The organism is Candidatus Dorea massiliensis AP6 (genome assembly GCF_964245105.1).
Taxonomy (GTDB): Bacteria; Bacillota; Clostridia; order Lachnospirales; family Lachnospiraceae; genus Laedolimicola; species Laedolimicola intestinihominis.
On sequence record NZ_CAXTKW010000003.1, the window covers coordinates 24616 to 44249 of the forward strand.

A 19634-nucleotide genomic window follows, 5' to 3' on the forward strand; every position below is an offset into this window, starting at 1 on the left:
ACTATATTTTTTTAATATATGGTTAGCGAAATCTAACTTATCAAGGAGGAACCTATATGCAAAAACAAAATCCATTACTCCGTGTTTGGGAGCTTGGAAAATCGCAGCATTCAGGACTGATTTGTGCGGTTATCAGCGCATTTCTCGGTGTCTTAGGCGGGATGCTTCCATACTTTGCTGCGGCGCAGATGATTGTGAATCTGCTTGAAGGAAATAGGGATATGTCATTGTACTTCAAATGGCTGTGCATTGGGATGGTAGGCTATTTAGTGCGGACACTGCTTTATACCTTGGCGCTGTCCATATCACATAAGGCAACCTTTTCCGTTTTAAAAACTATCCGCCAAAAAATATTGGCAAAACTGCCGAAACTCCCTCTTGGAACAGTGACAGATATGTCCAGTGGGAAGATGAAACAGCTTATTGTGGATCAGGTGGACGGTATGGAAACAACACTGGCGCATTTGTTTCCAGAGCTGACGGCAAATATAGCAGGGCCGATACTGATTATTGTTTACCTGTTTATCCTTGACTGGCGCATGGCGCTCCTGTCGCTTGTTTCCATTCCGGCAGGCATGGTTTTCCTAATGACGGTCATGGGTTCTTACAGTAAGGACTATGAGGGAGCTGTCGGAACAACAAAGGAAATGAATGAAACGATTGTAGAATACATTAACGGCATTGAGGTAATTAAGGCATTTAACCAGGGAAAAAGTTCATATGCCAAATTTTCAGACAGAGTGAAAGCCAATGCGAAATATTACTATAACTGGATGAAAAAAAGCCAGTTTGGTATGTCGATGGCTTACTCGATTGTACCTGCTACATTGATTACGATTCTCCCCGTCGGTTTTGTTTTTTACCGTGGGGGAAGTTTGTCAGCGGAAGTATTTATTACAACCGTCATTTTGGCTTTAGGTATTACGGGGCCATTGATGGCTGCTATGAATTTTGTGGATACGCTTGCACAAGTGGGAACAACGGTGGAATCGGTGGATGAAGTTCTTCTTGCAGAGGAACAACAGCATGAAGAAAAAACCGTCACATTTGGAAAGATGGATATAGAGCTTTCCCATGTGTCTTTCGGGTATCACGGAGATAAAGAAATACTTCACGATGTGAGCCTTGCAATTCCGGCTGGAACCATGACGGCTCTGGTAGGTCCGTCCGGTTCAGGCAAGTCAACTATTGCAAAGCTGATAGCAGGTTTTTGGGATGTGCAAAGCGGAACAGTGACAATAGGCGGCGTGGATGAAAAGAAAATTCCTCTGAAGCAGTTGTATGATCAGGCGGCTTTTGTATCTCAGGATAATTTTCTGTTTGATGAAACTGTCCGTGAAAATATCCGCATGGGAAGAATGTCGGCCACAGATGCAGAGATAGAGGCTGCTTGCAGGGCGGCAGGCTGTGACGGGTTTATCCGTGAACTTGAAAAGGGTTATGACACAAAGGTAGGCAGCGGAGGGGCGCATCTTTCCGGCGGAGAACGTCAGCGGATTGCCATTGCAAGGGCGATGCTGAAAGATGCTCCGATAGTCATTCTGGATGAAGCCACGGCATACATAGACCCGGAAAATGAAGCGGTCATACAGGAAGCCATTGCAAAACTTGTAAAAGGAAAAACGGTAATTGTTATTGCACACAGGCTCTCAACCATTAAGGACGCAGATAAAATTGTGGTAGTTAAGGATGGCAGAATAATGGCGAGCGGCAGGCATGAGGAACTTAGAGAAAGCTGCCCGTTGTATGAATCCATGTGGCAGGCGCATATTGGAGCAAAGGACGGTGACGTGGCATGATTGGTACATTCAAAAAAATATGGGAGTTTTCCGGTGAGGAAAGAGGCAATATCAATAAATCCGTGGCGGTAAGTTTTCTGAACGCTGTTTTCCATATGTTTGAGATTGGTGCAATTTACTTTGTGGTAATGGCACTGACAAACGGAGATAAGGATATGAAAACTGTCTGGATTTCCCTTGCCTTTATGGTCGTCAGCATTATTGGAAATGCAGTTACCAGCCGTTTCTCAAAATTACAGCAGACACACGCCGGCTATTTCATGGCAGCTAACCGGAGGGTTTCTATTGGGAACCGCCTAAAAAGTGTGCCTATGGGATTTTTTAACGAGAACAGTTTGGGCGAGGTAACTGGAGTATGTACAACGGTACTTGGCAATATTGAAAATCTGGTTCCTATGACATTGGTAAATATTTTAGGCGGCGTTATAGGAACGGTTGTGTTTACTATAATGATTTTAATTTTTGACTGGAGGATCGGGCTGATTGCCGCAGCAGGAATCATCGTGTATCTGCTGGTTGTATCTTCTATGGAGAAAAAATCTGCTGTCATTGCGCCTAACTCGCAAAAATCTCAAACGGCTCTTGTTGAAACTGTTCTGGAATATGTGCAGGGAATGGGCGTTATCAAGTCTTTTAACCTGAGTGGGCGGGGCGATAAAAATCTTCAGGATGCGCTGGAATATAACCGGAAAAGCAATCTTGGTATGGAGCAGCTTATGACGCCTTACACGATTTTTCAGGAGCTTGTATTGCAGATTGCGGGTATCGGCATGATGCTGGCAGCGGTTGTGTTCTGGATAAATGGAACAATGACATTAGTTAATACTTTGATGGTGATTATTATGTCATTTCTGGTGTTTGGGCAGATCAAGCTGTTCGGAATGGGTATTTCCATGCTGCGTCTGGCAGACAGTAGCATCGAAAGAACATTACAGACAGAGGACATGGAGCAGATGGACGAAAGCGGCAAAGCACTTGCTGTGAAGAAACATGACATTGTATTTGATGATGTGCATTTCTCCTATGAAAGCAAAGAAATTCTTCATGGAATCAACTTGCAGATTCCAGACAAAACCACTACCGCAGTGATCGGTCCCTCTGGTTCCGGCAAAACAACGCTTTGTAACCTGATTGCCCGGTTTTGGGATGTAAATAGCGGCTCGGTTAAAATTGGCGGAAAAGATGTGAGGGATTACACGCTGGAATCCCTGATGGAGCAGATTAGCATGGTGTTCCAGAATGTCTATCTTTTTGCAGATACGATTGAAAATAACATTAAGTTTGGCAGACCGGAGGCTACCCATGCCGAAGTTGTTGCGGCAGCAAAAAGAGCCTGCTGTGATGATTTTATCGAGGCGCTTCCTGACGGTTACAATACGGTTATCGGTGAGGGCGGAGCTTCTCTTTCCGGAGGTGAAAAGCAAAGGCTCAGCATTGCAAGGGCTATGTTAAAAGATGCGCCTATCGTTATTTTAGATGAAGCAACTGCAAATGTAGACCCTGAGAACGAGGATCGCCTGCAGAAAGCCATTGAGGAACTGACAAAGGATAAAACAATCATTATGATTGCACACAGGCTGAAAACTGTGCGGAACGCAGACCAGATACTGGTGGTGGATAACGGAAAAATCGTGCAGCAGGGTAAACATGACGATTTGATTAAACAGCAGGGCATTTATGCTGATTTTGTACGTGGGCGCAAGGAGGCAATCGGCTGGAAGCTGAATGCCGGCAACTAAACAGGATTTGTACTGTTTTGCAGCAGTCAAATAGATAAACAACAAATTTTAAGGAGGGTTCTCTAAAATGGAAACAAATAAAAAGCTCAAAGCGAAAGACCTTATCAATGTCGGTATTTATACCGCTATCTACATCGTAATCTTTTTCGTTGTAGGTATGCTCAATGCAATTCCGGTGCTTTATCCGTTTTTGTATGTTTTGATTCCGTTAATTTCCGGTATTCCGTTCATGCTGTTTCTGACGAAAACTGAGAAATTTGGCATGGTTACGATTATGTCGGTAATCTGCGGCGTTTTTTGGTTCCTTATGGGCTATACATGGACGGCGGTTGTTGGCTATGTCGTATTTGGTATCATTGCGGATATTGTGCTAAAGGCAGGAAATTATAAGAGCTTCAAAGTGGATGTAATTGGCTATTGGCTGTTCTCCTGCGGCATGATCGGATGCCAGGCTCCAATGTGGGTAATGGCTGATACATATATGGCGCAGGTGGAAACTTCTATGGGAGAACAGTACGCAAGTGAATTAGCCCGTTATATGCCGTCCTGGATGGGGATTGCCGCAGTTGCTATCATCTTCGTAGGCTCTCTGTTAGGCGCATTGCTTGGGCATAAGATGCTGAAAAAACACTTTGAAAGAGCAGGCATTGTATAATGGAACGATATGAGGCTTATCAACCACCCGCCAAAAAAGGATTCTATCTTGATCCACGCACAAAGATTTTGTTTATGGCTTTCGTCACCACGTTGATGTTCTTCGTATATGAAAACCTTGCGATGGATGCTGTGGTGGCGATAATCCCGTTGACCTTGCTCCTGATAAACCGTCAGGTGCGGACAGCCCTCATTTATGGGGGACTGTTCGCCCTGGCAGTTGTGGCAAAGCTGACACAGGGGATGTATGTATTGCCATCTGTCCTTAACATGATTTCTGTTCTGCTGGTTGCAATGGTAATCCGCCTGTTCCCAATTTTTATGTTGGGCTATTACATTATTGAATCTACCTCTACTGATGAATTTGTGGCCGCTATGGAGAAATGGCACGTCCCGGAGGCGTTCATCATTCCCATTACCGTTGTGTTTCGGTTCATTCCTACGCTGGGTGAAGAATCGGCTGCGATCACGGACGCCATGCGGATGCGTGAAATCCAGTTTGGAACAAAGAAGTTCTGGCAGAATCCTACCGCACTTCTGGAATACCGGGTAATTCCGCTGATGATGTCGGTTGTTAAGATCGGTGATGAATTATCTGCGGCGGCTCTCACCAGAGGTTTGGGAGGCTTAAAGCACAGGACGAGTATTGCGGCCATCGGCTTTACTGCGTATGACCTGATTATTGCGTTGCTCTCGGTTGACCTGCTGGTCTGGCCGTTTTTGTAGGAGGTGACAAGTCTATGATTGAATTTCAAAATGTCACTTTTACTTATCACAGTACGGAGAGAGAAAGCGGCGTTTATAACCTGAATCTGACGATCCCTGATGGACAGGTTGTTTTACTCTGCGGGGAATCCGGCTGCGGCAAAACGACCCTTACCCGCTTAATCAATGGGCTGACGCCGGAATATTATGAAGGAAAGCTGAATGGGGTAGTTCTTGTAAACGGAAAGGATACGGTAAAGACCCCATTGTATGAGCTGTCTAAAACAGTTGGTTCCGTATTCCAGAATCCCCGTTCCCAGTTCTTCAATGTGGATACCACCGGAGAGATCGCCTTTGGCTGTGAAAATATCGGATTACCGAAAGAAGAAATATACCGGCGCATCGGACAGGTCACAGGCGAGTTAAAGATTCAAAAACTGCTTGACCGCAGCCTGTTCGCACTCTCTGGCGGTGAGAAGCAGAAAATAGCCTGTGCATCTGTCTCCGCTATGGAGCCGGACATCTTTGTGCTGGATGAACCGTCCTCCAACCTTGATGTTGCTACGATTGCTGATTTGAAACAGGTTGTTGCAAAATGGAAAGCGATGGGAAAGACGGTCATTGTTGCAGAACACCGGCTGTATTATCTGATGGACATAGCAGACCGGGTGATCTACTTAAAAAATGGGCGAATTGAGCAGGATATGTCTGCCGCCGCATTTGGGCGGCTCGGTGTGGAGCAGCTTCAATCAATGGGCCTTCGCTCCCTCCATCCGGCTAACTTCAGCAAGGTACCAGCGACATCTTTGGGCAGCGGCTCTATTGAAATCAGAAACTTCCTGTTTTCCTACGGAAAGATGGAGGCAATGAATATCCCGCAGCTATCCGTTCCGCAGGGAGCGATTGTGGGAATCCTTGGGGACAACGGCGCAGGCAAGACCACTTTTGCAAAGTGCCTGTGCGGATTGGAGAAATCGGCAAAAGGTACGTTGCAGATCGGGCAGGAAACGCTTGGTGCAAAACAGCGCATTAAAAAGTGCTACATGGTCATGCAGGACGTAAACCATCAACTTTTTACAGAAAGCGTGTCGGATGAAATTCTGTTGAGTATGCAGGGCGAGGACGAGCAGGTCGATAAGAAGCAGACGGAAGAAATCTTAAAGAGTCTGAATCTGTTGGAGTATCAAGAACTGCATCCCATGTCCCTGTCCGGCGGTCAAAAGCAGCGGGTAGCCATTGGAAGTGCGATTGCATCGGATAAAGAGATCCTGGTGTTTGACGAACCGACCAGCGGCCTGGACTATCATCATATGCTGGAGGTTGCCGACAATTTGCAGCGGCTTAGTGATATGGGAAAAACGCTGTTCATTATTACCCATGACCCGGAGTTGATCGCAAAATGCTGTAATTATTTCGTGTTCATTGAGCATGGCAAGACAGTATGGAGCGGCGGATGGACAGACGGGAATAAGAAGCGGATTGCAGACTTCTTTTCCTTTGCTGGATGAACTGTGATTTGTAATAACAGACCGATTTTTAACTGCCACAAAGTGTATTTAGGCGTCTTATAATGCTTTGCAATACATTTTGTGGCGGGAAAATCGGATCATTGTGAGTGCCTTTGTTATGAGAAGGCAAAATTTTTTAAGCGTAGGATAACTAAGTTCGCTTTTTTTGTTAGCACACATTGCCCGTTTCTATGATGTGGACAGCGGCGAGGTCACAGTAGGCGGTGAGGATGTGCGAAACATGACCTGTGACAGTTTGCTCCGCAATATCTCGATGGTCTTTCAAAAGGTCTATTTGTTCCACGATACCATTGAAAACAACATCCGTTTCGGCAATCCAAGTGCAACGCAGGAAGAAATTATAGAAGCTGCGAAAAAGGCTCGGTGCCACGACTTCATTATGGCTCTTCCCGATGGATATGAAACGGTGATCGGCGAGGGTGGCTCTACGCTGTCTGGCGGAGAAAAACAACGCATTTCTATTGCCCGCGCCATTTTGAAAAATGCCAACATTGTCATTCTTGATGAGGCAACAGCAAGTATTGACCCCGAAAATGAGCATCTGATCCAGCAGGCAATCAGTGAATTGACCATTGGAAAAACGGTTATCGTTATCGCCCACCGTCTGGCAACGATTGAACACGCTGACCAGATTTTAGTGGTGGATAAAGGTCAAGTTGTTCAAAAAGGAACACATCAGGAGCTTGTTCATCAGGAAGGACTTTATCGTCGTTTCATTACAATCCGTGAGCAGGCAGAGGGCTGGAGCATTGCCTGATAATTTGAGGGAGAAGCGCAATATGAAACTTCATGCGTCCGGGAAGGACTACCTGGAAACCATCCTTGTTTTCCAAAGAAACTCGGTATGGTGCGCCCCGTAGATGTGGCCCGGCACATGGAGGTCTCAAAGCCCAGCGTGTGCCATGCAGTGGCTACCTTGCGGGACGGCGGCTTTCTTATGATGGACGAAGATCACTTTCTCCATCTGACCGATGTTGGCCGGGAAGTTGCCGAAAAAATCTACGAGCGTCACTGCTTCTTTACCGAGCAGCTTATCACCGCAGGCGTTGACCCCAAAACTGCGGAGGCCGATGCCTGTCGTATTGAACACATCATCAGCGATGAGAGTTTTGACCGGCTGAAAGAGGCAGCCGAACAAGAGCAAAACTAAAACCGAATAAGCCAAGCGATCCTGCCCCGCAAGACGGGGAAAGAAAAAAACCGTTGCAGGGCAGGCAGCTTTGTGCGCCCAAAATGGATTTTCCAGGTACTGCGGCGGTTTTGAGTAACATCAAGGCCGCCGTTCCTTATGCCCTCGACAAAGGAGTGACGACTACACGCTGACACGGCGGCTTTAGGAGGGAGCCGCCGTGAAGCAAAGACCGTTTCGACATAATTCGGCAGGAATTTACCTGTCAAAAAAAGCCTGACCGCCAATCGGCCCCCATCTGCTTATGAACAGGCACTATCGTGGCTGGTCCATAAGCGTCATAAGTCCTCTTTTAGCAGCGCCAGCCGCCGTTCTTCGGATGCTGGCGCTTTTGTTTGTCGTTTTTTCGGGAATTTCCCCGAAAGGTGTCGCTCACCGCCTTCATTTCGGTTCACCCGTCAACCCGTGAATCGAAATGGAGGTACATAATGCAGAAGATCAATCTTCGGGAACTGTATCCCGATGTGTATAAAACCGATGTCTTTGTAGACGTGGCCGAGGAAGTCGTGGCCGCGATCCGGGGCCAGGAGCAGGACGATGCCGCCTATGAACGCCGGAAGTTCCGGCACAAGGCTCACTACTCTCTGAACCGGGAGGATGGCATTGAAAACGATGCCCTCAACCGGCCACTCACCCCGGAGGGAGTCCTGGAGCAGAAGCAGCTGCGGGAGGAAGTGTATGCCGCGCTGATGCAGCTGACCGCCATCCAGGCCCGGCGTATCTACGCCCGGTTTTACCTGGGCATGACGGTGGCCGAGATCGCCCGGATCGAGGGTGCTGACCGCCGCCGCGTGTGGGAGAGCATCCGGCGCGGACTGAAGAAGCTGGCGCGGTTGCTGGATACGGCCCAATAACCTGACCGCCGCATAGCGGCAAAAAGAGAGCCGGTGGAGGTTTTTATTCCTCCACCGGCTTACTTATTCTCTAAATGTTCATCTGGGTCAACCCCAGCCGTCTGCACCATCTCTTTTAGCTCATCAGTCAACGCACGGGTCGAGTTTAACAGCACTTTTCTGGCAGCCGGAGGGCACGAAAGGTAAAGCTGCCGCATATCGTTGGCGGCTTGCTCATCTTCAGGCAGATCGAGATTCATCAGGGAATCTAAAGATAAATTCAAGACTTTGCAAAAAGCGCGCAGAACCTCAAAAGAAGGATTCTTCACCCCTCTTTCGCAGCCTTGAACGTGCTTTAGAGAAACGTGGCTCAGATCTGCGAGTTCCTGCTGCGTCAATCCTTTTTCCTTACGCGCTTTTTGTATCCTTCGTCCCAGCTCTTTTATCAGTTCCATAGGCACTATCGTCTCCTTTATCATATTTTATCGTGCCCATTTCCTTGCAGGAAGAACCTCATAAAAGGCGTTTTTGAGTACGATAGTACCTATTTTGTTGTGCTTGTAAGGAGATGGCGCTGTCCGCAGCTTCTATGAAGGGACAAGGCAAAATATTTTTTTTAAATAAATCGCAGTACAGACAGGACAAATCGCCTGTTTTTGTCATGGCTGTCAAGAAGGAGCTTTTCTTTCGCTGACCTTTGACAACTGAATACACGGCAGAACAGGTACATAACCCGCGCATGAGCGAGTGCAGGACGCCGCGAAGATGGAGCAGCCAGGAGGTGATGGACAAGCTGTTTCGGAGCGATCAACGTCCCTGCGACCCGGATGGTGGCACATCCGGCGCGATGAGGGCGCGGGGGCTTAAAGATACTTCCTCACGGCCCGCCAAAGACTTGGGGGGAACCCTGCGGCACACGATACGAACGATGCTGCGGAGTTATGACAGCCGCGCCAGCGGAGACCTGTTGTGTTCCCATCGTCAGGGGGCGTGGCAAATATGACGAGTAATCCGAACAGAATAACAGTAGCCGCACCAGGTTTTTTATCCGAAGATTTCTTTCAGACTGGTGCGGCTGTTTAAGTATTAAGATATTAAGGAGGCGAGAGTGATGTTTGAAAAATTCCATCGAGGTGACATATATTCGGCTGATTTAAGCCCTGGTATCGGCTCCGAACAAAGTGGCTCTCGTCCTGTACTCATTCTTCAAAACAACGTGGGAAATTGTTTCAGTCCTACGATTATTATTGCAGCAATTACCAGTGTAAGCAAAAAAGGCAGAAAGTTCCCCACGCATTACCACTTAAATGACAGATGCGGTTTGGTGAAACCATCTGTTGTTATGCTGGAACAGATCAGAACAATCGACAAGTCGAGGTTAAAAAACTATATTGGTCATCTAAACAAGGATGACATGGAAAACATAAACAAGACGCTCTTGTGCAGTCTGGGGATTACATAAAAGTGCCGAAAGGCCGTATCATTTTCAGGCTGTGCAAGTAGAGTTATAATTTCGTTAGGAATTGCGGAGGTGATTCTGAATGGAGAATATCCAGCATAAAAGCGCATTGATTCCTTCAGATGAAATCCGGTCAGAAGAACTTCTGGCGGAACAAAAATTTGAAGCGTTTATCACTTCGCTGGCACATATCATCGAGAAATATGGTATGAGAGTGCTGGGCGAGGTTGACGGAGCTGCGTGAGAATCGCAGCTTTACATAGGATATTTTCCAAAAGTAAATTTTGGAGGTATGAATTATGAACCGATATGGAAAACGCTGTGTTTTGTATCCGAGGGTCAGCACAGAGATGCAAGTGGACGGATACAGCCTGGAAGGTCAAAAAAATATGCTGACACGATTTGCGGATCGTGAGGAAATGATCGTTGTTGATACTTATGAAGATGCCGGTAAATCCGGTAAATCCATTGAGGGACGGCCTGCCTTTCAAAAAATGCTCAGAGATATTGAGGATGGCTTGGACATTGACTATATTTTAGTGTATAAGCTGTCACGGTTTGGCCGTAATGCAGCAGATATACTTAACTCTTTGGAGTTGGTTCAATCTTATGGTGTAAATCTGATTTGTATAGAAGAAGGGATTGATTCCTCTCAGACAAGCGGAAAACTTTTGATTTCTGTACTATCTGCTGTAGCTGAGATTGAGCGTGAGAATATTATCGAGCAGACGATGAACGGGCGGCGCGAAAAGGCACGGCAGGGTGGATGGAATGGTGGCTTTGCTCCCTACGGATATACACTGGAAGATAACAAGCTGATGATTGAAGAAACAGAGGCTGTGGCAATACGGAAGATTTTTGAATTATATACTTCATCGGAAATTGGTTTGGGTGGTATCGCGAATCAGTTGAATTTACAAGGTATACGGAAAATTCCGAGGCAGAATGGCACATTAGAGGATTGGACAGGACATTTCATTAAACTGATATTGGATAATCCGGTTTATTGCGGTAAAATTGCCTATGGACGGAGAACGAAGGAAAAAGTCAAAGGCACAAAAAACGATTACCAGATGAAAAGAAATGACGATTACATTCTGACAGAGGGACAGCATAAAGGAATCGTTAGTGAGGAGGTATGGGAAAAGGCTCATGCCAAGCGTCTTAGAACCGGAGTAAAGCAACCGTCAAAAATTGGGCGGGATCGAGTTCATTTGTTATCAGGTCTGCTGAAATGCCCGGTTTGTGGAAGTCCCATGTATACGAATAAACACGCATGGACAAATAAAGATGGCACTTACAAAGAAATTTACTATTATGTATGTAGTCGGAATAGAATGGTCAGGGGTAAGCATTGTGAATATAAGGCAATGCTGAAAAAGACCGATATTGAACCGATGGTCATTGAGGCAATTCGTGAGATCGTAAGGAATGAGGAATATGCCCAGGCCATTAAAGAACGGATTGGCGTTCAGATTGACACGAAAGCAGTGGATAAAGAACTGGAAGGCTATCAGGCAAAGCTGAAGGAAGTTGATCTGAATAAAACAAGATTGGAACGGGAAATTGACAGTCTCCCTGCTGATGCAAAATACCGGGAACGAAAGCTCCATGATATGACCTTGCGGTTAGATTCCCTATATGATGTCATTGTTGAGCTGGAGGAAAAAATCGAAGATGCCAGACTTCGGCGAGATGCAATTAAGCAGCAGGCAATTACGCTTGAGAATATTTACAAAATCATGGTGAATTTCGACTGCGTTTATAATATAATAAATGACGAAGAAAAGAGAAATGTGGTCACAGCCTTGATTAAGGAAATTGAAATTTACAGAAATGACGAGTCTGAATATCCGCTAAAGCGGATTGGCCTGAATTTTCCGGTGTTCAAGGATGGCGGGGAAGTTACGGAGCTTTTGTGGGACAAAGGGAATACCGTTGAGAATGTAGGGCTTCTGGTCCGCAGAAAATAAAAAAGACGGGATAGGACACTTCATAAGGGGTGCGCTATCCCGTTCGCTGTTTTATCGATCTTCCATCCGCGTCCCGCACTTGGGGCAGTACGCGAAATCTTCCTCTGTCTCATACCCGCAGGCCGGGCAGACGTGACGGCATGGTGGATTCTGCCAGCCGCGATAGCCGTTGGTTCCACGCTGGATCAGGGTCACGTCCTCCGGGCGGATATCTGCGGGTTCCCCACGCTGAATCCGTTTTCCGATCTCCGGATCCAGCTCATACAGACTCTGGCAGCAGGTGGTCTGTACGTAGTACTTTTTACTCCATTTAAAAATCGGAATGAAAAACAGGCTCAGACACATATAGGTTATGTAAACCTGATACCGCCCATAGCTTCCGCAGGCCCCGCAGATATAGGGTCCGAAGCTTCCCAGATCTTTCTGTTCCTGGTTGATTCCACAGATAAAAAACATGGTTTATTTTGTCCTTCCATAGTAGTTTTGAAAAATAATCATCCAATTCCGCCCAGCACGATTCCCAGGATCAGCACCAGAAAACAAATCGGTACATAGAGATATTTGCAGATCGGATAAAACCATTTGGCAAAGGGGTGCTTTCGACCCTTATTGACTTCATCTTCCACATACTGCTTTCCGAACACCCAGAACAGCATGATTCCGGCCAGGCCTGCGCCCAGGGGGCAGATGTAGATGGACAGCAGGTCCATCCAGTTGGAGACGATACCCTGGATGAGCAGGGATACCACGGCGCCGATGCCGGCGATGATGCAGCAGGACGGAATTCGGGAAAATCCGGTCTTTTCCTGCACTGTGGCAATGGGGGCTTCGTAGAGATTCATCAGCGAGGTCATGCCGGCCAGAAATACCGCGGTGAAGAAAATAATCGCGATGAGCCAGCCGCCCGGCATGGAACGGATAAGATGGGGCAGGAAAATGAATAAAAGCCCCGGACCGCCCTGGTTGAGCTGTGCGCCGGTGGTTGCCATAGCCGGGATAATGACCAGTGCAGCCAGCATGGCAGCCATGGTATCAAAAAAAGCTACCCGGCCGGCAGAAGCAGGAATATCCTCTTCATCCGAAAAATACGATCCATAGATCAGCGTACCGTTTCCGGCCACGGACAGGGAGAAAAATGCCTGCCCCAGGGCGAAAATCCAAGTGGTCGGGCTGGCCAGTGCCTTTGGGTCTACGCGGAAAATATACTGATAACCTGCCGAGGAACCCGGCTGAAAGGACACATAAACGCCCAGTACGATGAACAGCAAGAAAAAGATCGGCATCATAACCTTGTTGGCCTTTTCGATACCGCTTCCCACGCCGAACATCAGGATGGCCATGCAGATCAGGAGAGCCAGAATCTGCCAGAAGTTATTGCCCCAGGCAGAGGCCATGCTGCCAAAGCTTGCAGCAAAACCGTCGATATCGCCGGCAGCCAGGGTCGCCCCGGTAAATGTACCAACCATGTATTTTAAAATCCAGCCCATGACAACGGTATAGCCGATGGCCATAGCGAATGCGCCCAGAACCGGAATCCAGCCAAGGGTCTCGCCGATTTTCCGCTTTCCTTTTGTCTCACAGGCCATGCCGAAGGCATCGATGGGTCCGGAGCGGGTACCCCGTCCCAGACACATTTCCCCGATGACGCCGGTGGAACCGATTAAAATGACGAAAATAAAATAGGGGATCAGAAAAGAACCGCCCCCATATAAGGATACTCTGGTCGGAAACATCCAGATATTGCCCATTCCCACTGCAGAGCCGATGCAGGCCAGAATAAAGCCCCACTGGCTGTTAAAGGATTCCCGTTTTTTCATGAACACTTCTCCCATTCATAAATGATAAAACCAGTATAACATGAATTGGAAAAACAGGGAAGCTTCTTTCCGGGTGGACTTGCAGGACATTTCCCGTCATGCTACAATAGAAATACGATTTTTTATAGAAGGAGAACGCAATGGCAATCGCAAAAGAACTTGTGCTTTATTATACACCGGAGAAATCCGACGCGGATCGGCTCTTAAAGGGCGTACTGGTGCGCATGGGCATCCGGATTCGCAACATCACGCCGGAACAGACAGCCGAAAAGGTGGGGGCGCTGGCCGGGCTGCCCGGATATGAGGAGCAGGAGAAAGCCACGGATGCGCCGGTGATTCCGGAAAAGCTTCTGGTGCTGCATGGCTTTGGACAGCGTCGGCTGCAGGAGCTGCTTGGAGGTCTTAGAAAGGCCAAGGTGCCGCCGATTCCCATGAAGGCTATGGTGACAGAACACAATGCGGACTGGCCCCTGTATGAGCTTTATCAGGAAATCCGGAAAGAGCATGAAATGATGACCGGACAAAAGGAGAGTAAATAAATGGAAAAAGAAGCATTTCAGAAGCGTCTGGAGGATCTGGGCGAGCTGGCAAAAATCAATAACAACCGTCTCAGTACCGACGCAGTAAAGACGTTTTTGAAGGATATGGATCTGACCGAGGAGCAGTATGACCTGGTATTTGCTTATCTGGCGTCCAAAATGATTACCGTGGAGGGCTATGTGCCTGCGGCGGACCAAAAGGAGGGCACGCCGGAGCTTTCTGAGGAGGAACAGACCTTTTTGACTCAGTACGAGGAGGATTTGAGTTACCTGAAGACAGTGGAAGAAGAGGCATTACTGGAGCTCTGCCGGGAAGTGGAGGAGAGCGGAGACAATGACGCAAAGGCACGTCTCACCGAACAGCTGCTTCCGAGGGTAGTGGAGACTGCAAAGCATTACGCGGGCCGGGGACTTCTCATCGGCGACCTGATTCAGGAAGGCAATATCGGTCTGATGCTGGCACTGGAGACTCTCGGACTCCGGGAAGAGGGCGTATCCGCTCTGGATTATCTGAAAGAAGAGATCGAAAAAGCAGTCAGCGAAGCGCTGGAGGATCAGCAGACGGAGAAATCCGCAGGCGAGCTGATTGCGGATCGTTTAAATGAGCTCAGCGACGGTATCAAAGAGCTGTCCGGCGAGCTGGAGCGTCAGGTCTCTGTGGAAGAACTGTCTGCGTTTATGGACATGCCTGTGGAAGAGATCGAGGATCTGTTGAAGCTGGCAGGAGAGGGAACCGGCGACGGTGAAAGCACAGAAGAGCAGAAATAATCATCAAATATTATGCGACAAAAAATGGGCATCCCTGATGGAATGCCCGTTTTTAGATCCGAAAGATGTCTTTTCTTTTGTATCGAAACAGCTTAAGCTACAACGACAACGTTGGTAGCCTGCGGTCCACGATTACCCTCGGTTACATCGAAAGTAACGGACTGGCCTTCCTCCAGAGTCTTGAAGCCATCAGCAACGATGCCGGTGAAATGTACGAATACATCCTCGCCTGTCTCAGAGTTGGTGATGAAGCCGTATCCCTTTGTTCCGTTGAACCACTTAACAGTACCCTTGTTCATAAAATGAAGCCTCCTAATAAATATAGAAAATATAATGTATGTTCCCATGCTGTCCGAAAACAAAAAATCACATGTTTTTGTAAAGCATCAAAGTGAACGATGACTTACAAAAACATGTGAATCAATCCTCTTCGAAAATACATTTGAACGTAGATATTATATCCTGAAAATGGCGGAAAGTCAAGAATTATTTGGTATAATCACATAAGAAACATGCATTTCCTACTAAAAAACTAAGTATTGAAAAAAAGAGGATTCTATAGTATGCTTATAAAAATACTGCAGTCCGGAAAACGGCTGTGGAGGTATGAAATTGATGATAAATGCAGGGGGTAAAAGCATGCAGAATACAGCAGAACAGAAACTGGAAAATTTGAAGGCTTATCTGCGGGAGCTGGGAAGTGTGGTCGTGGCCTTTTCCGGCGGCGTAGATTCCACATTCTTATTGAAGGCAGCCCATGAGGTGCTGGGCGACAAGGCCATTGCCGTGACGGCGCAGTCCTGCTCCTTTCCGAAAAGAGAGCTGACAGAGGCCAAGACATTTTGCGAAAAAGAGGGTATCCGCCACATTATCTGCGAATCCGAGGAGCTTGAGATAGACGGATTTTCCAAGAATCCGCCCAATCGCTGCTATCTGTGCAAGCATGAGCTGTTTGAGAAAATGAAGCAGCTGGCGGCAGACAACGGTATTGCATACGTGGCAGAGGGTTCTAATATGGACGACAATGGCGACTACCGCCCGGGACTCCAGGCCATCGCCGAGCTGGATATCAAGAGCCCGCTGCGAAAAGCGGAGCTTACGAAGGCAGAGATTCGCGAGCTTTCCAAAGATATGGATTTACCCACCTGGGATAAGCCGTCCTTCGCCTGTCTGGCGTCCCGTTTCGTGTACGGCGAAAGCATTACCAAAGAAAAGCTTGCCATGGTAGAGAAGGCCGAGCAGCTGCTTCTGGATTACGGTTTCCGTCAGGTGCGCGTCCGTATTCACGACAATCTGGCCCGCATCGAGGTGCTGCCGGAGCAGTTCGACAAGCTGATGGAAGAGAAGGTTCGCGCCGATGTGGTGGCGAAGCTGAAGGAGTACGGATTCCTGTACGTGACCATGGATCTGGCCGGATACCGGATGGGAAGTATGAATGATGCGCTGAAAAAGTAAGTTTACATAAGATGGGCATGGCAGTGTGAGCCATGCCCTTAAATTTTGCTGCTTATAAAGCTGGAAGGCCGGAAGTATCTGTGTTAAAATGGGAACATACAAAAGAGGAAATAGAGATAAGATTTTAAATAAAGGAGAAACAGGAACATGCAGGAAATCAAATGCCCCAGCTGCGGCGAGGTCTTCGTGGTGGATGAATCCGGCTATGCTCAAATCATGCAGCAGGTCCGGGACAAAGAATTCGATAAAGAACTGCGCCGTCGGGAGGAGGAGCTGGCCGGAAAGCAGGAGAGCGAGTTGCGCCTCCTGAAGCTGGAACAGAAGCAGGAATACGACGCTGCTTTAGCGAAGAAAGAGACAGAGATTCAGAAGCTGGACCGTCTCATCGCCGAGCTGCGGGCTCAGATCTCCGGTACGGAGACCGAGAAAAAGCTGGCTGTAGCTGAGGTCGTAAGCGAAAAAGACAGGGAGCTTTCGGAGAAAACCACCGAGATCACCGCTCTGAAAAGCCAGCTTGCCAACAAAGCCACGGAAAATGAGCTGAAGGAGCAGGCCCTTCAGAAGCAGTACGAGGAAAAGCTGAAAATGAAGGACGAGCAGATTGAATACTACAAGGATTTCAAGGCTCGCCAGTCCACGAAAATGATCGGCGAAAGCCTGGAGCAGCACTGTCTGAATCAGTTTAACGCCCTGCGTATGACCGCGTTCCCGAATGCTTATTTTGAAAAGGACAACGACGCCCGCACCGGCAGCAAGGGCGACTTTATCTTCCGGGAAGCCGCGGACGGTGTGGAATTCATTTCCATCATGTTCGAGATGAAAAATGAGATGGATGAGACGGCCACCAAGCACAGGAATGAGGATTTCTTAAAGGAGCTTGACAAGGATCGCCGGGAGAAAAAGTGCGAGTACGCCGTGCTGGTTTCCCTGCTGGAGATTGACAACGAACTCTATAACAACGGTATCGTGGACGTATCCTACCGTTATGAGAAAATGTATGTAATCCGCCCTCAGTTTTTTATTCCCATGATTACGCTGCTTCGAAACGCGGCGCTGAATTCCCTTCAGTACCGCCGGGAGCTGGAGCTGGCCCGTCACCAGCAGGTGGACATTCTGCGGTTCGAGGAAAATATGAATACCTTCAAGGAGGGCTTCGCACGCAATTACCGTATCGCCAGCGAGAGGTTCAAGACGGCTATCGATGAGATTGACAAGACGATTACTCATTTGCAGAAGACGAAGGACGCCCTGCTTTCCTCTGAAAATAACCTGCGCCTGGCCAATAATAAGGCCGAGGACCTGAGTATCAAGCGACTGACGAAAAATGCGCCTTCGGTGAAGGCCATGTTCGATGAATTAAAAAAGGAAGAAACAGAATAATTCGACTGGTTGACATAACATAAAAAACCGCTCCCCGGGTAACCAGACCCGTGAAGCGGTTTTGTTTTCTTGGAAATTCCTTCTATATAAGATTAATTCTCCGTATCCTGCAGATACTTCTTAATCGCCGCGAAGCTCTCCTCGCTGATATCGTGCTCCATCCGGCAGGCGTCTTCCACAGCCACATCCTGGGATACACCCAGGCTGATGAGCCAGTTGGAAATGACAGAATGGCGCTCATACACAGTAGTTGCCAGCTTCAGGCCTTCCCCGGTCAGGGAAAGATAGCCCTCCTCGGAAACATTTACATAGTTCTTCTGGCGCAGATTCTTCATGGCTACGCTGACGCTGGGCTTGGAATAGCCGAGCTCATTGGCCACGTCGATGGAACGCACCTGGGCTTTCTGCCTGCTTAAGATAAGGATTGTCTCCAGATAATCCTCTACCGATTCCTCGGATTTATGCCGCTGATAATTCATATAGTAGTAATCTCCTTCTCCATATTCAGGAACTATTTCCTGAAATTCACGTATTTATAATATTTAAAGTTTAACATTTTGCCGAAGGAAAGGCAAGTATTTAATCGGAATGTAAAAGATAGGATTTATCAGATGGTTTTCCCAGCGTATTTCCAAAGAAAATGCTTGACATGCTTAGGGTTGGCATGATATGATATCAGGGCGAATGGAAGTAGGCTTTTTTTTTATGCCTAAAAAACGACAGTTTAGATATGCCGGCATGCGTATCGAGGCTGTTCAGCAAGCAAAAAATAAGCGGAGGTGGAAGTCGTGCGCGTAAAGATCACATTGGCATGTACGGAGTGCAAACAGCGTAACTACAACATGACAAAAGAGAAAAAGAATCATCCGGATCGGATGGAGACCAACAAGTACTGCAGATTCTGCAGAAAGCACACACTGCACAAAGAAACAAAATAAGATGCAGGAAAGGATAGTGGGACGATGAGCGAAGCAGCAGAAAAGGCCACTAAGAGCACCAATAAACCGAAGAAAAGCTGGTTCAAGGGTCTGAAAGCCGAGTACAACAAGATTGTATGGCCGGACAGAAAGACCGTGATAAGACAGACCGTAGCCGTAGTGCTTACATCGATTGTCTTGGGAGTTGTAATTAAGCTTCTGGATATTATCCTGTCTTATGGAATCGATATGCTGATTAGTTTATAGGAGTGAGAAAATGGCAGAGGCAAACTGGTATGTAGTTCATACCTATTCCGGATACGAGAACAAGGTTAAGGCCAACATTGAGAAAACAATTGAAAACAGACACCTGGAGGAGCAGATTCTCGAAGTGAGAGTTCCGCTGCAGGACGTAGTTGAGATGAAGAACGGTGCCAGAAAACAGGTTCAAAAGAAGATGTTTCCGGGCTATGTTCTGATTAACATGGTGATGAATGACGACACCTGGTACGTTGTGCGCAATACCCGTGGTGTGACCGGCTTTGTCGGACCGGGATCAAAACCGGTACCTCTGACAGAAGAGGAAATGCGGCCGCTCGGAATCCAGTCTGAAAATGTCGTAGTAGATTTCAAGGAAGGCGATACCGTTACGGTTACAGGCGGCGTATGGGCCGACACGGTAGGAGTTATCCAGGATATCAACCAGGGTAAGCAGTGCGTAACCATCAACGTGGATCTGTTCGGCAGAGAAACGCCGGTCGAGATCAGCTTCTCAGAAATCAAAAAGATGTAAGGTATTACATCAGAACACGAAACTATCAAATGTAGAAGCATGTGGGAGGGAGAAACCCAAATGCCCGCAATTACCACAAGGAGGT

The 19634-nt window shown here is 47.5% G+C and carries 22 protein-coding genes and 2 pseudogenes; 19 read left to right on the top strand and 5 right to left on the bottom strand.

Features of this window, described 5'->3' with window-relative positions; genetic code table 11:
- Window positions 1–56: 56 nt before the first annotated feature.
- The 8 genes and pseudogenes from ACESZP_RS03985 (at window position 57) to ACESZP_RS04020 (ending at window position 8469) form a co-directional block, all read left to right on the top strand.
- Complete coding sequence (locus tag ACESZP_RS03985; RefSeq protein WP_499708100.1) at window positions 57–1799, top strand: ABC transporter ATP-binding protein; 1743 nt, start codon at window positions 57–59, stop codon at window positions 1797–1799.
- On the top strand, window positions 1796–3538 hold the full coding sequence (locus tag ACESZP_RS03990; RefSeq protein WP_499708101.1) for an ABC transporter ATP-binding protein: 1743 nt from the start codon (window positions 1796–1798) through the stop codon (window positions 3536–3538). The genes ACESZP_RS03985 and ACESZP_RS03990 overlap by 4 nt, the downstream gene beginning before the upstream one ends.
- A gap of 67 nt (window positions 3539–3605) precedes the next feature.
- On the top strand, window positions 3606–4193 hold the full coding sequence (locus ACESZP_RS03995; RefSeq protein ID WP_286083159.1) for an MptD family putative ECF transporter S component: 588 nt from the start codon (window positions 3606–3608) through the stop codon (window positions 4191–4193).
- Window positions 4193–4918, top strand: a complete 726-nt coding sequence (locus tag ACESZP_RS04000) for an energy-coupling factor transporter transmembrane component T (RefSeq protein WP_499708102.1) — start codon at window positions 4193–4195, stop codon at window positions 4916–4918. Before ACESZP_RS03995 ends, ACESZP_RS04000 begins: the two co-directional genes overlap by 1 nt.
- Window positions 4919–4932: 14 nt before the next feature.
- Window positions 4933–6405 (top strand): ABC transporter ATP-binding protein, encoded by a 1473-nt coding sequence (locus ACESZP_RS04005; RefSeq protein WP_379689564.1) that lies wholly within the window; start codon window positions 4933–4935, stop codon window positions 6403–6405.
- Between the two features lie 178 nt (window positions 6406–6583).
- A pseudogene (locus tag ACESZP_RS04010) lies at window positions 6584–7183 on the top strand (ABC transporter ATP-binding protein); the annotation flags it as partial.
- A 22-nt stretch (window positions 7184–7205) separates the two neighbouring features.
- Window positions 7206–7576, top strand: a pseudogene (locus ACESZP_RS04015) (metal-dependent transcriptional regulator).
- A 467-nt stretch (window positions 7577–8043) separates the two neighbouring features.
- Window positions 8044–8469, top strand: a complete 426-nt coding sequence (locus ACESZP_RS04020) for an RNA polymerase sigma factor (RefSeq protein WP_379689565.1) — start codon at window positions 8044–8046, stop codon at window positions 8467–8469.
- 59 nt (window positions 8470–8528) lie between these two features.
- Here the strand turns inward: ACESZP_RS04020 and ACESZP_RS04025 are convergent, their stop codons facing one another.
- A complete protein-coding gene (locus ACESZP_RS04025; RefSeq protein WP_004797313.1) occupies window positions 8529–8903 on the bottom strand; it encodes a helix-turn-helix domain-containing protein in 375 nt (124 codons plus the stop codon).
- Window positions 8904–9145: 242 nt separating this feature from the next.
- Between ACESZP_RS04025 and ACESZP_RS04030 the strand changes: the two genes are divergently transcribed.
- The 4 genes from ACESZP_RS04030 to ACESZP_RS04045 all read left to right on the top strand — a co-directional run bounded on the left by ACESZP_RS04030 (window position 9146) and on the right by ACESZP_RS04045 (window position 11880).
- Window positions 9146–9451 (top strand): hypothetical protein, encoded by a 306-nt coding sequence (locus ACESZP_RS04030; RefSeq protein ID WP_499708103.1) that lies wholly within the window; start codon window positions 9146–9148, stop codon window positions 9449–9451.
- Window positions 9452–9559: 108 nt separating this feature from the next.
- Window positions 9560–9910 carry a type II toxin-antitoxin system PemK/MazF family toxin gene (locus ACESZP_RS04035; RefSeq protein WP_069432433.1) on the top strand — a complete coding sequence of 117 codons (351 nt, stop codon included), beginning with the start codon at window positions 9560–9562 and terminating at the stop codon, window positions 9908–9910.
- A 79-nt stretch (window positions 9911–9989) separates the two neighbouring features.
- Window positions 9990–10151, top strand: coding sequence for a hypothetical protein (locus ACESZP_RS04040; RefSeq protein WP_171905590.1), 162 nt, complete (start codon window positions 9990–9992; stop codon window positions 10149–10151).
- A gap of 55 nt (window positions 10152–10206) precedes the next feature.
- Window positions 10207–11880, top strand: a complete 1674-nt coding sequence (locus tag ACESZP_RS04045) for a recombinase family protein (RefSeq protein ID WP_499708104.1) — start codon at window positions 10207–10209, stop codon at window positions 11878–11880.
- A 51-nt stretch (window positions 11881–11931) separates the two neighbouring features.
- Here the strand turns inward: ACESZP_RS04045 and ACESZP_RS04050 are convergent, their stop codons facing one another.
- Window positions 11932–12336 carry a zinc ribbon domain-containing protein gene (locus tag ACESZP_RS04050; protein ID WP_499708105.1) on the bottom strand — a complete coding sequence of 135 codons (405 nt, stop codon included), beginning with the start codon at window positions 12334–12336 and terminating at the stop codon, window positions 11932–11934.
- A 38-nt stretch (window positions 12337–12374) separates the two neighbouring features.
- Window positions 12375–13697, bottom strand: a complete 1323-nt coding sequence (locus tag ACESZP_RS04055; RefSeq protein ID WP_499708106.1) for a sodium-dependent transporter — start codon at window positions 13695–13697, stop codon at window positions 12375–12377.
- 140 nt (window positions 13698–13837) lie between these two features.
- Here ACESZP_RS04055 and ACESZP_RS04060 point away from each other — a divergent pair, with 140 nt between their 5' ends.
- Both ACESZP_RS04060 and ACESZP_RS04065 read left to right on the top strand, forming a co-directional pair.
- Entirely contained in the window at window positions 13838–14236 is a 399-nt protein-coding gene (locus ACESZP_RS04060; protein WP_440320699.1) for a DUF3783 domain-containing protein, read from the top strand.
- On the top strand, window positions 14237–15004 hold the full coding sequence (locus ACESZP_RS04065; RefSeq protein ID WP_499708107.1) for a sigma-70 domain-containing protein: 768 nt from the start codon (window positions 14237–14239) through the stop codon (window positions 15002–15004).
- Window positions 15005–15096: 92 nt separating this feature from the next.
- Here the strand turns inward: ACESZP_RS04065 and ACESZP_RS04070 are convergent, their stop codons facing one another.
- Entirely contained in the window at window positions 15097–15303 is a 207-nt protein-coding gene (locus ACESZP_RS04070) for a cold-shock protein (protein WP_178039330.1), read from the bottom strand.
- Window positions 15304–15643: 340 nt separating this feature from the next.
- Here ACESZP_RS04070 and larE point away from each other — a divergent pair, with 340 nt between their 5' ends.
- On the top strand, window positions 15644–16459 hold the full coding sequence (gene larE / locus ACESZP_RS04075; protein WP_499708108.1) for an ATP-dependent sacrificial sulfur transferase LarE: 816 nt from the start codon (window positions 15644–15646) through the stop codon (window positions 16457–16459).
- A 147-nt stretch (window positions 16460–16606) separates the two neighbouring features.
- Window positions 16607–17839, top strand: a complete 1233-nt coding sequence (locus ACESZP_RS04080) for a DUF2130 domain-containing protein (RefSeq protein WP_499708109.1) — start codon at window positions 16607–16609, stop codon at window positions 17837–17839.
- 92 nt (window positions 17840–17931) lie between these two features.
- On the opposite strand, the gene ACESZP_RS04085 is transcribed toward ACESZP_RS04080, so the two are convergent.
- A complete protein-coding gene (locus ACESZP_RS04085; protein ID WP_178039327.1) occupies window positions 17932–18318 on the bottom strand; it encodes an iron dependent repressor, metal binding and dimerization domain protein in 387 nt (128 codons plus the stop codon).
- 309 nt (window positions 18319–18627) lie between these two features.
- On the opposite strand from ACESZP_RS04085, the gene rpmG reads away from it, so the two are divergent.
- Genes rpmG through nusG form a run of 3 tightly spaced genes read left to right on the top strand, consistent with a single transcriptional unit; the run spans window position 18628 to window position 19549 of the window.
- A complete protein-coding gene (gene rpmG, locus ACESZP_RS04090; protein ID WP_158361839.1) occupies window positions 18628–18777 on the top strand; it encodes a 50S ribosomal protein L33 in 150 nt (49 codons plus the stop codon).
- Between the two features lie 24 nt (window positions 18778–18801).
- A complete protein-coding gene (gene secE, locus ACESZP_RS04095; RefSeq protein ID WP_178039326.1) occupies window positions 18802–19023 on the top strand; it encodes a preprotein translocase subunit SecE in 222 nt (73 codons plus the stop codon).
- A 10-nt stretch (window positions 19024–19033) separates the two neighbouring features.
- Window positions 19034–19549 carry a transcription termination/antitermination protein NusG gene (gene nusG / locus ACESZP_RS04100; protein ID WP_178039325.1) on the top strand — a complete coding sequence of 172 codons (516 nt, stop codon included), beginning with the start codon at window positions 19034–19036 and terminating at the stop codon, window positions 19547–19549.
- Window positions 19550–19634: the final 85 nt, after the last annotated feature.

What these genes read in the sequence shown, in the direction of transcription:
- secE (WP_178039326.1), top strand. Translation starts at nt 18,802, where the DNA reads ATGAGCGAAGCAGCAGAAAAGGCCACTAAGAGCACCAATAAACCGAAG.
- ACESZP_RS04050 (WP_499708105.1), bottom strand. Translation starts at nt 12,336, where the DNA reads ATGTTTTTTATCTGTGGAATCAACCAGGAACAGAAAGATCTGGGAAGC.
- ACESZP_RS04060 (WP_440320699.1), top strand. Translation starts at nt 13,838, where the DNA reads ATGGCAATCGCAAAAGAACTTGTGCTTTATTATACACCGGAGAAATCC.
- ACESZP_RS03985 (WP_499708100.1), top strand. Translation starts at nt 57, where the DNA reads ATGCAAAAACAAAATCCATTACTCCGTGTTTGGGAGCTTGGAAAATCG.
- ACESZP_RS04055 (WP_499708106.1), bottom strand. Translation starts at nt 13,697, where the DNA reads ATGAAAAAACGGGAATCCTTTAACAGCCAGTGGGGCTTTATTCTGGCC.
- ACESZP_RS04080 (WP_499708109.1), top strand. Translation starts at nt 16,607, where the DNA reads ATGCAGGAAATCAAATGCCCCAGCTGCGGCGAGGTCTTCGTGGTGGAT.
- larE (WP_499708108.1), top strand. Translation starts at nt 15,644, where the DNA reads ATGCAGAATACAGCAGAACAGAAACTGGAAAATTTGAAGGCTTATCTG.
- ACESZP_RS04085 (WP_178039327.1), bottom strand. Translation starts at nt 18,318, where the DNA reads ATGAATTATCAGCGGCATAAATCCGAGGAATCGGTAGAGGATTATCTG.
- ACESZP_RS04065 (WP_499708107.1), top strand. Translation starts at nt 14,237, where the DNA reads ATGGAAAAAGAAGCATTTCAGAAGCGTCTGGAGGATCTGGGCGAGCTG.
- nusG (WP_178039325.1), top strand. Translation starts at nt 19,034, where the DNA reads ATGGCAGAGGCAAACTGGTATGTAGTTCATACCTATTCCGGATACGAG.
- ACESZP_RS04070 (WP_178039330.1), bottom strand. Translation starts at nt 15,303, where the DNA reads ATGAACAAGGGTACTGTTAAGTGGTTCAACGGAACAAAGGGATACGGC.
- ACESZP_RS04020 (WP_379689565.1), top strand. Translation starts at nt 8,044, where the DNA reads ATGCAGAAGATCAATCTTCGGGAACTGTATCCCGATGTGTATAAAACC.
- ACESZP_RS03990 (WP_499708101.1), top strand. Translation starts at nt 1,796, where the DNA reads ATGATTGGTACATTCAAAAAAATATGGGAGTTTTCCGGTGAGGAAAGA.
- ACESZP_RS03995 (WP_286083159.1), top strand. Translation starts at nt 3,606, where the DNA reads ATGGAAACAAATAAAAAGCTCAAAGCGAAAGACCTTATCAATGTCGGT.
- ACESZP_RS04000 (WP_499708102.1), top strand. Translation starts at nt 4,193, where the DNA reads ATGGAACGATATGAGGCTTATCAACCACCCGCCAAAAAAGGATTCTAT.
- ACESZP_RS04035 (WP_069432433.1), top strand. Translation starts at nt 9,560, where the DNA reads ATGTTTGAAAAATTCCATCGAGGTGACATATATTCGGCTGATTTAAGC.
- ACESZP_RS04040 (WP_171905590.1), top strand. Translation starts at nt 9,990, where the DNA reads ATGGAGAATATCCAGCATAAAAGCGCATTGATTCCTTCAGATGAAATC.
- ACESZP_RS04005 (WP_379689564.1), top strand. Translation starts at nt 4,933, where the DNA reads ATGATTGAATTTCAAAATGTCACTTTTACTTATCACAGTACGGAGAGA.
- ACESZP_RS04045 (WP_499708104.1), top strand. Translation starts at nt 10,207, where the DNA reads ATGAACCGATATGGAAAACGCTGTGTTTTGTATCCGAGGGTCAGCACA.
- ACESZP_RS04025 (WP_004797313.1), bottom strand. Translation starts at nt 8,903, where the DNA reads ATGGAACTGATAAAAGAGCTGGGACGAAGGATACAAAAAGCGCGTAAG.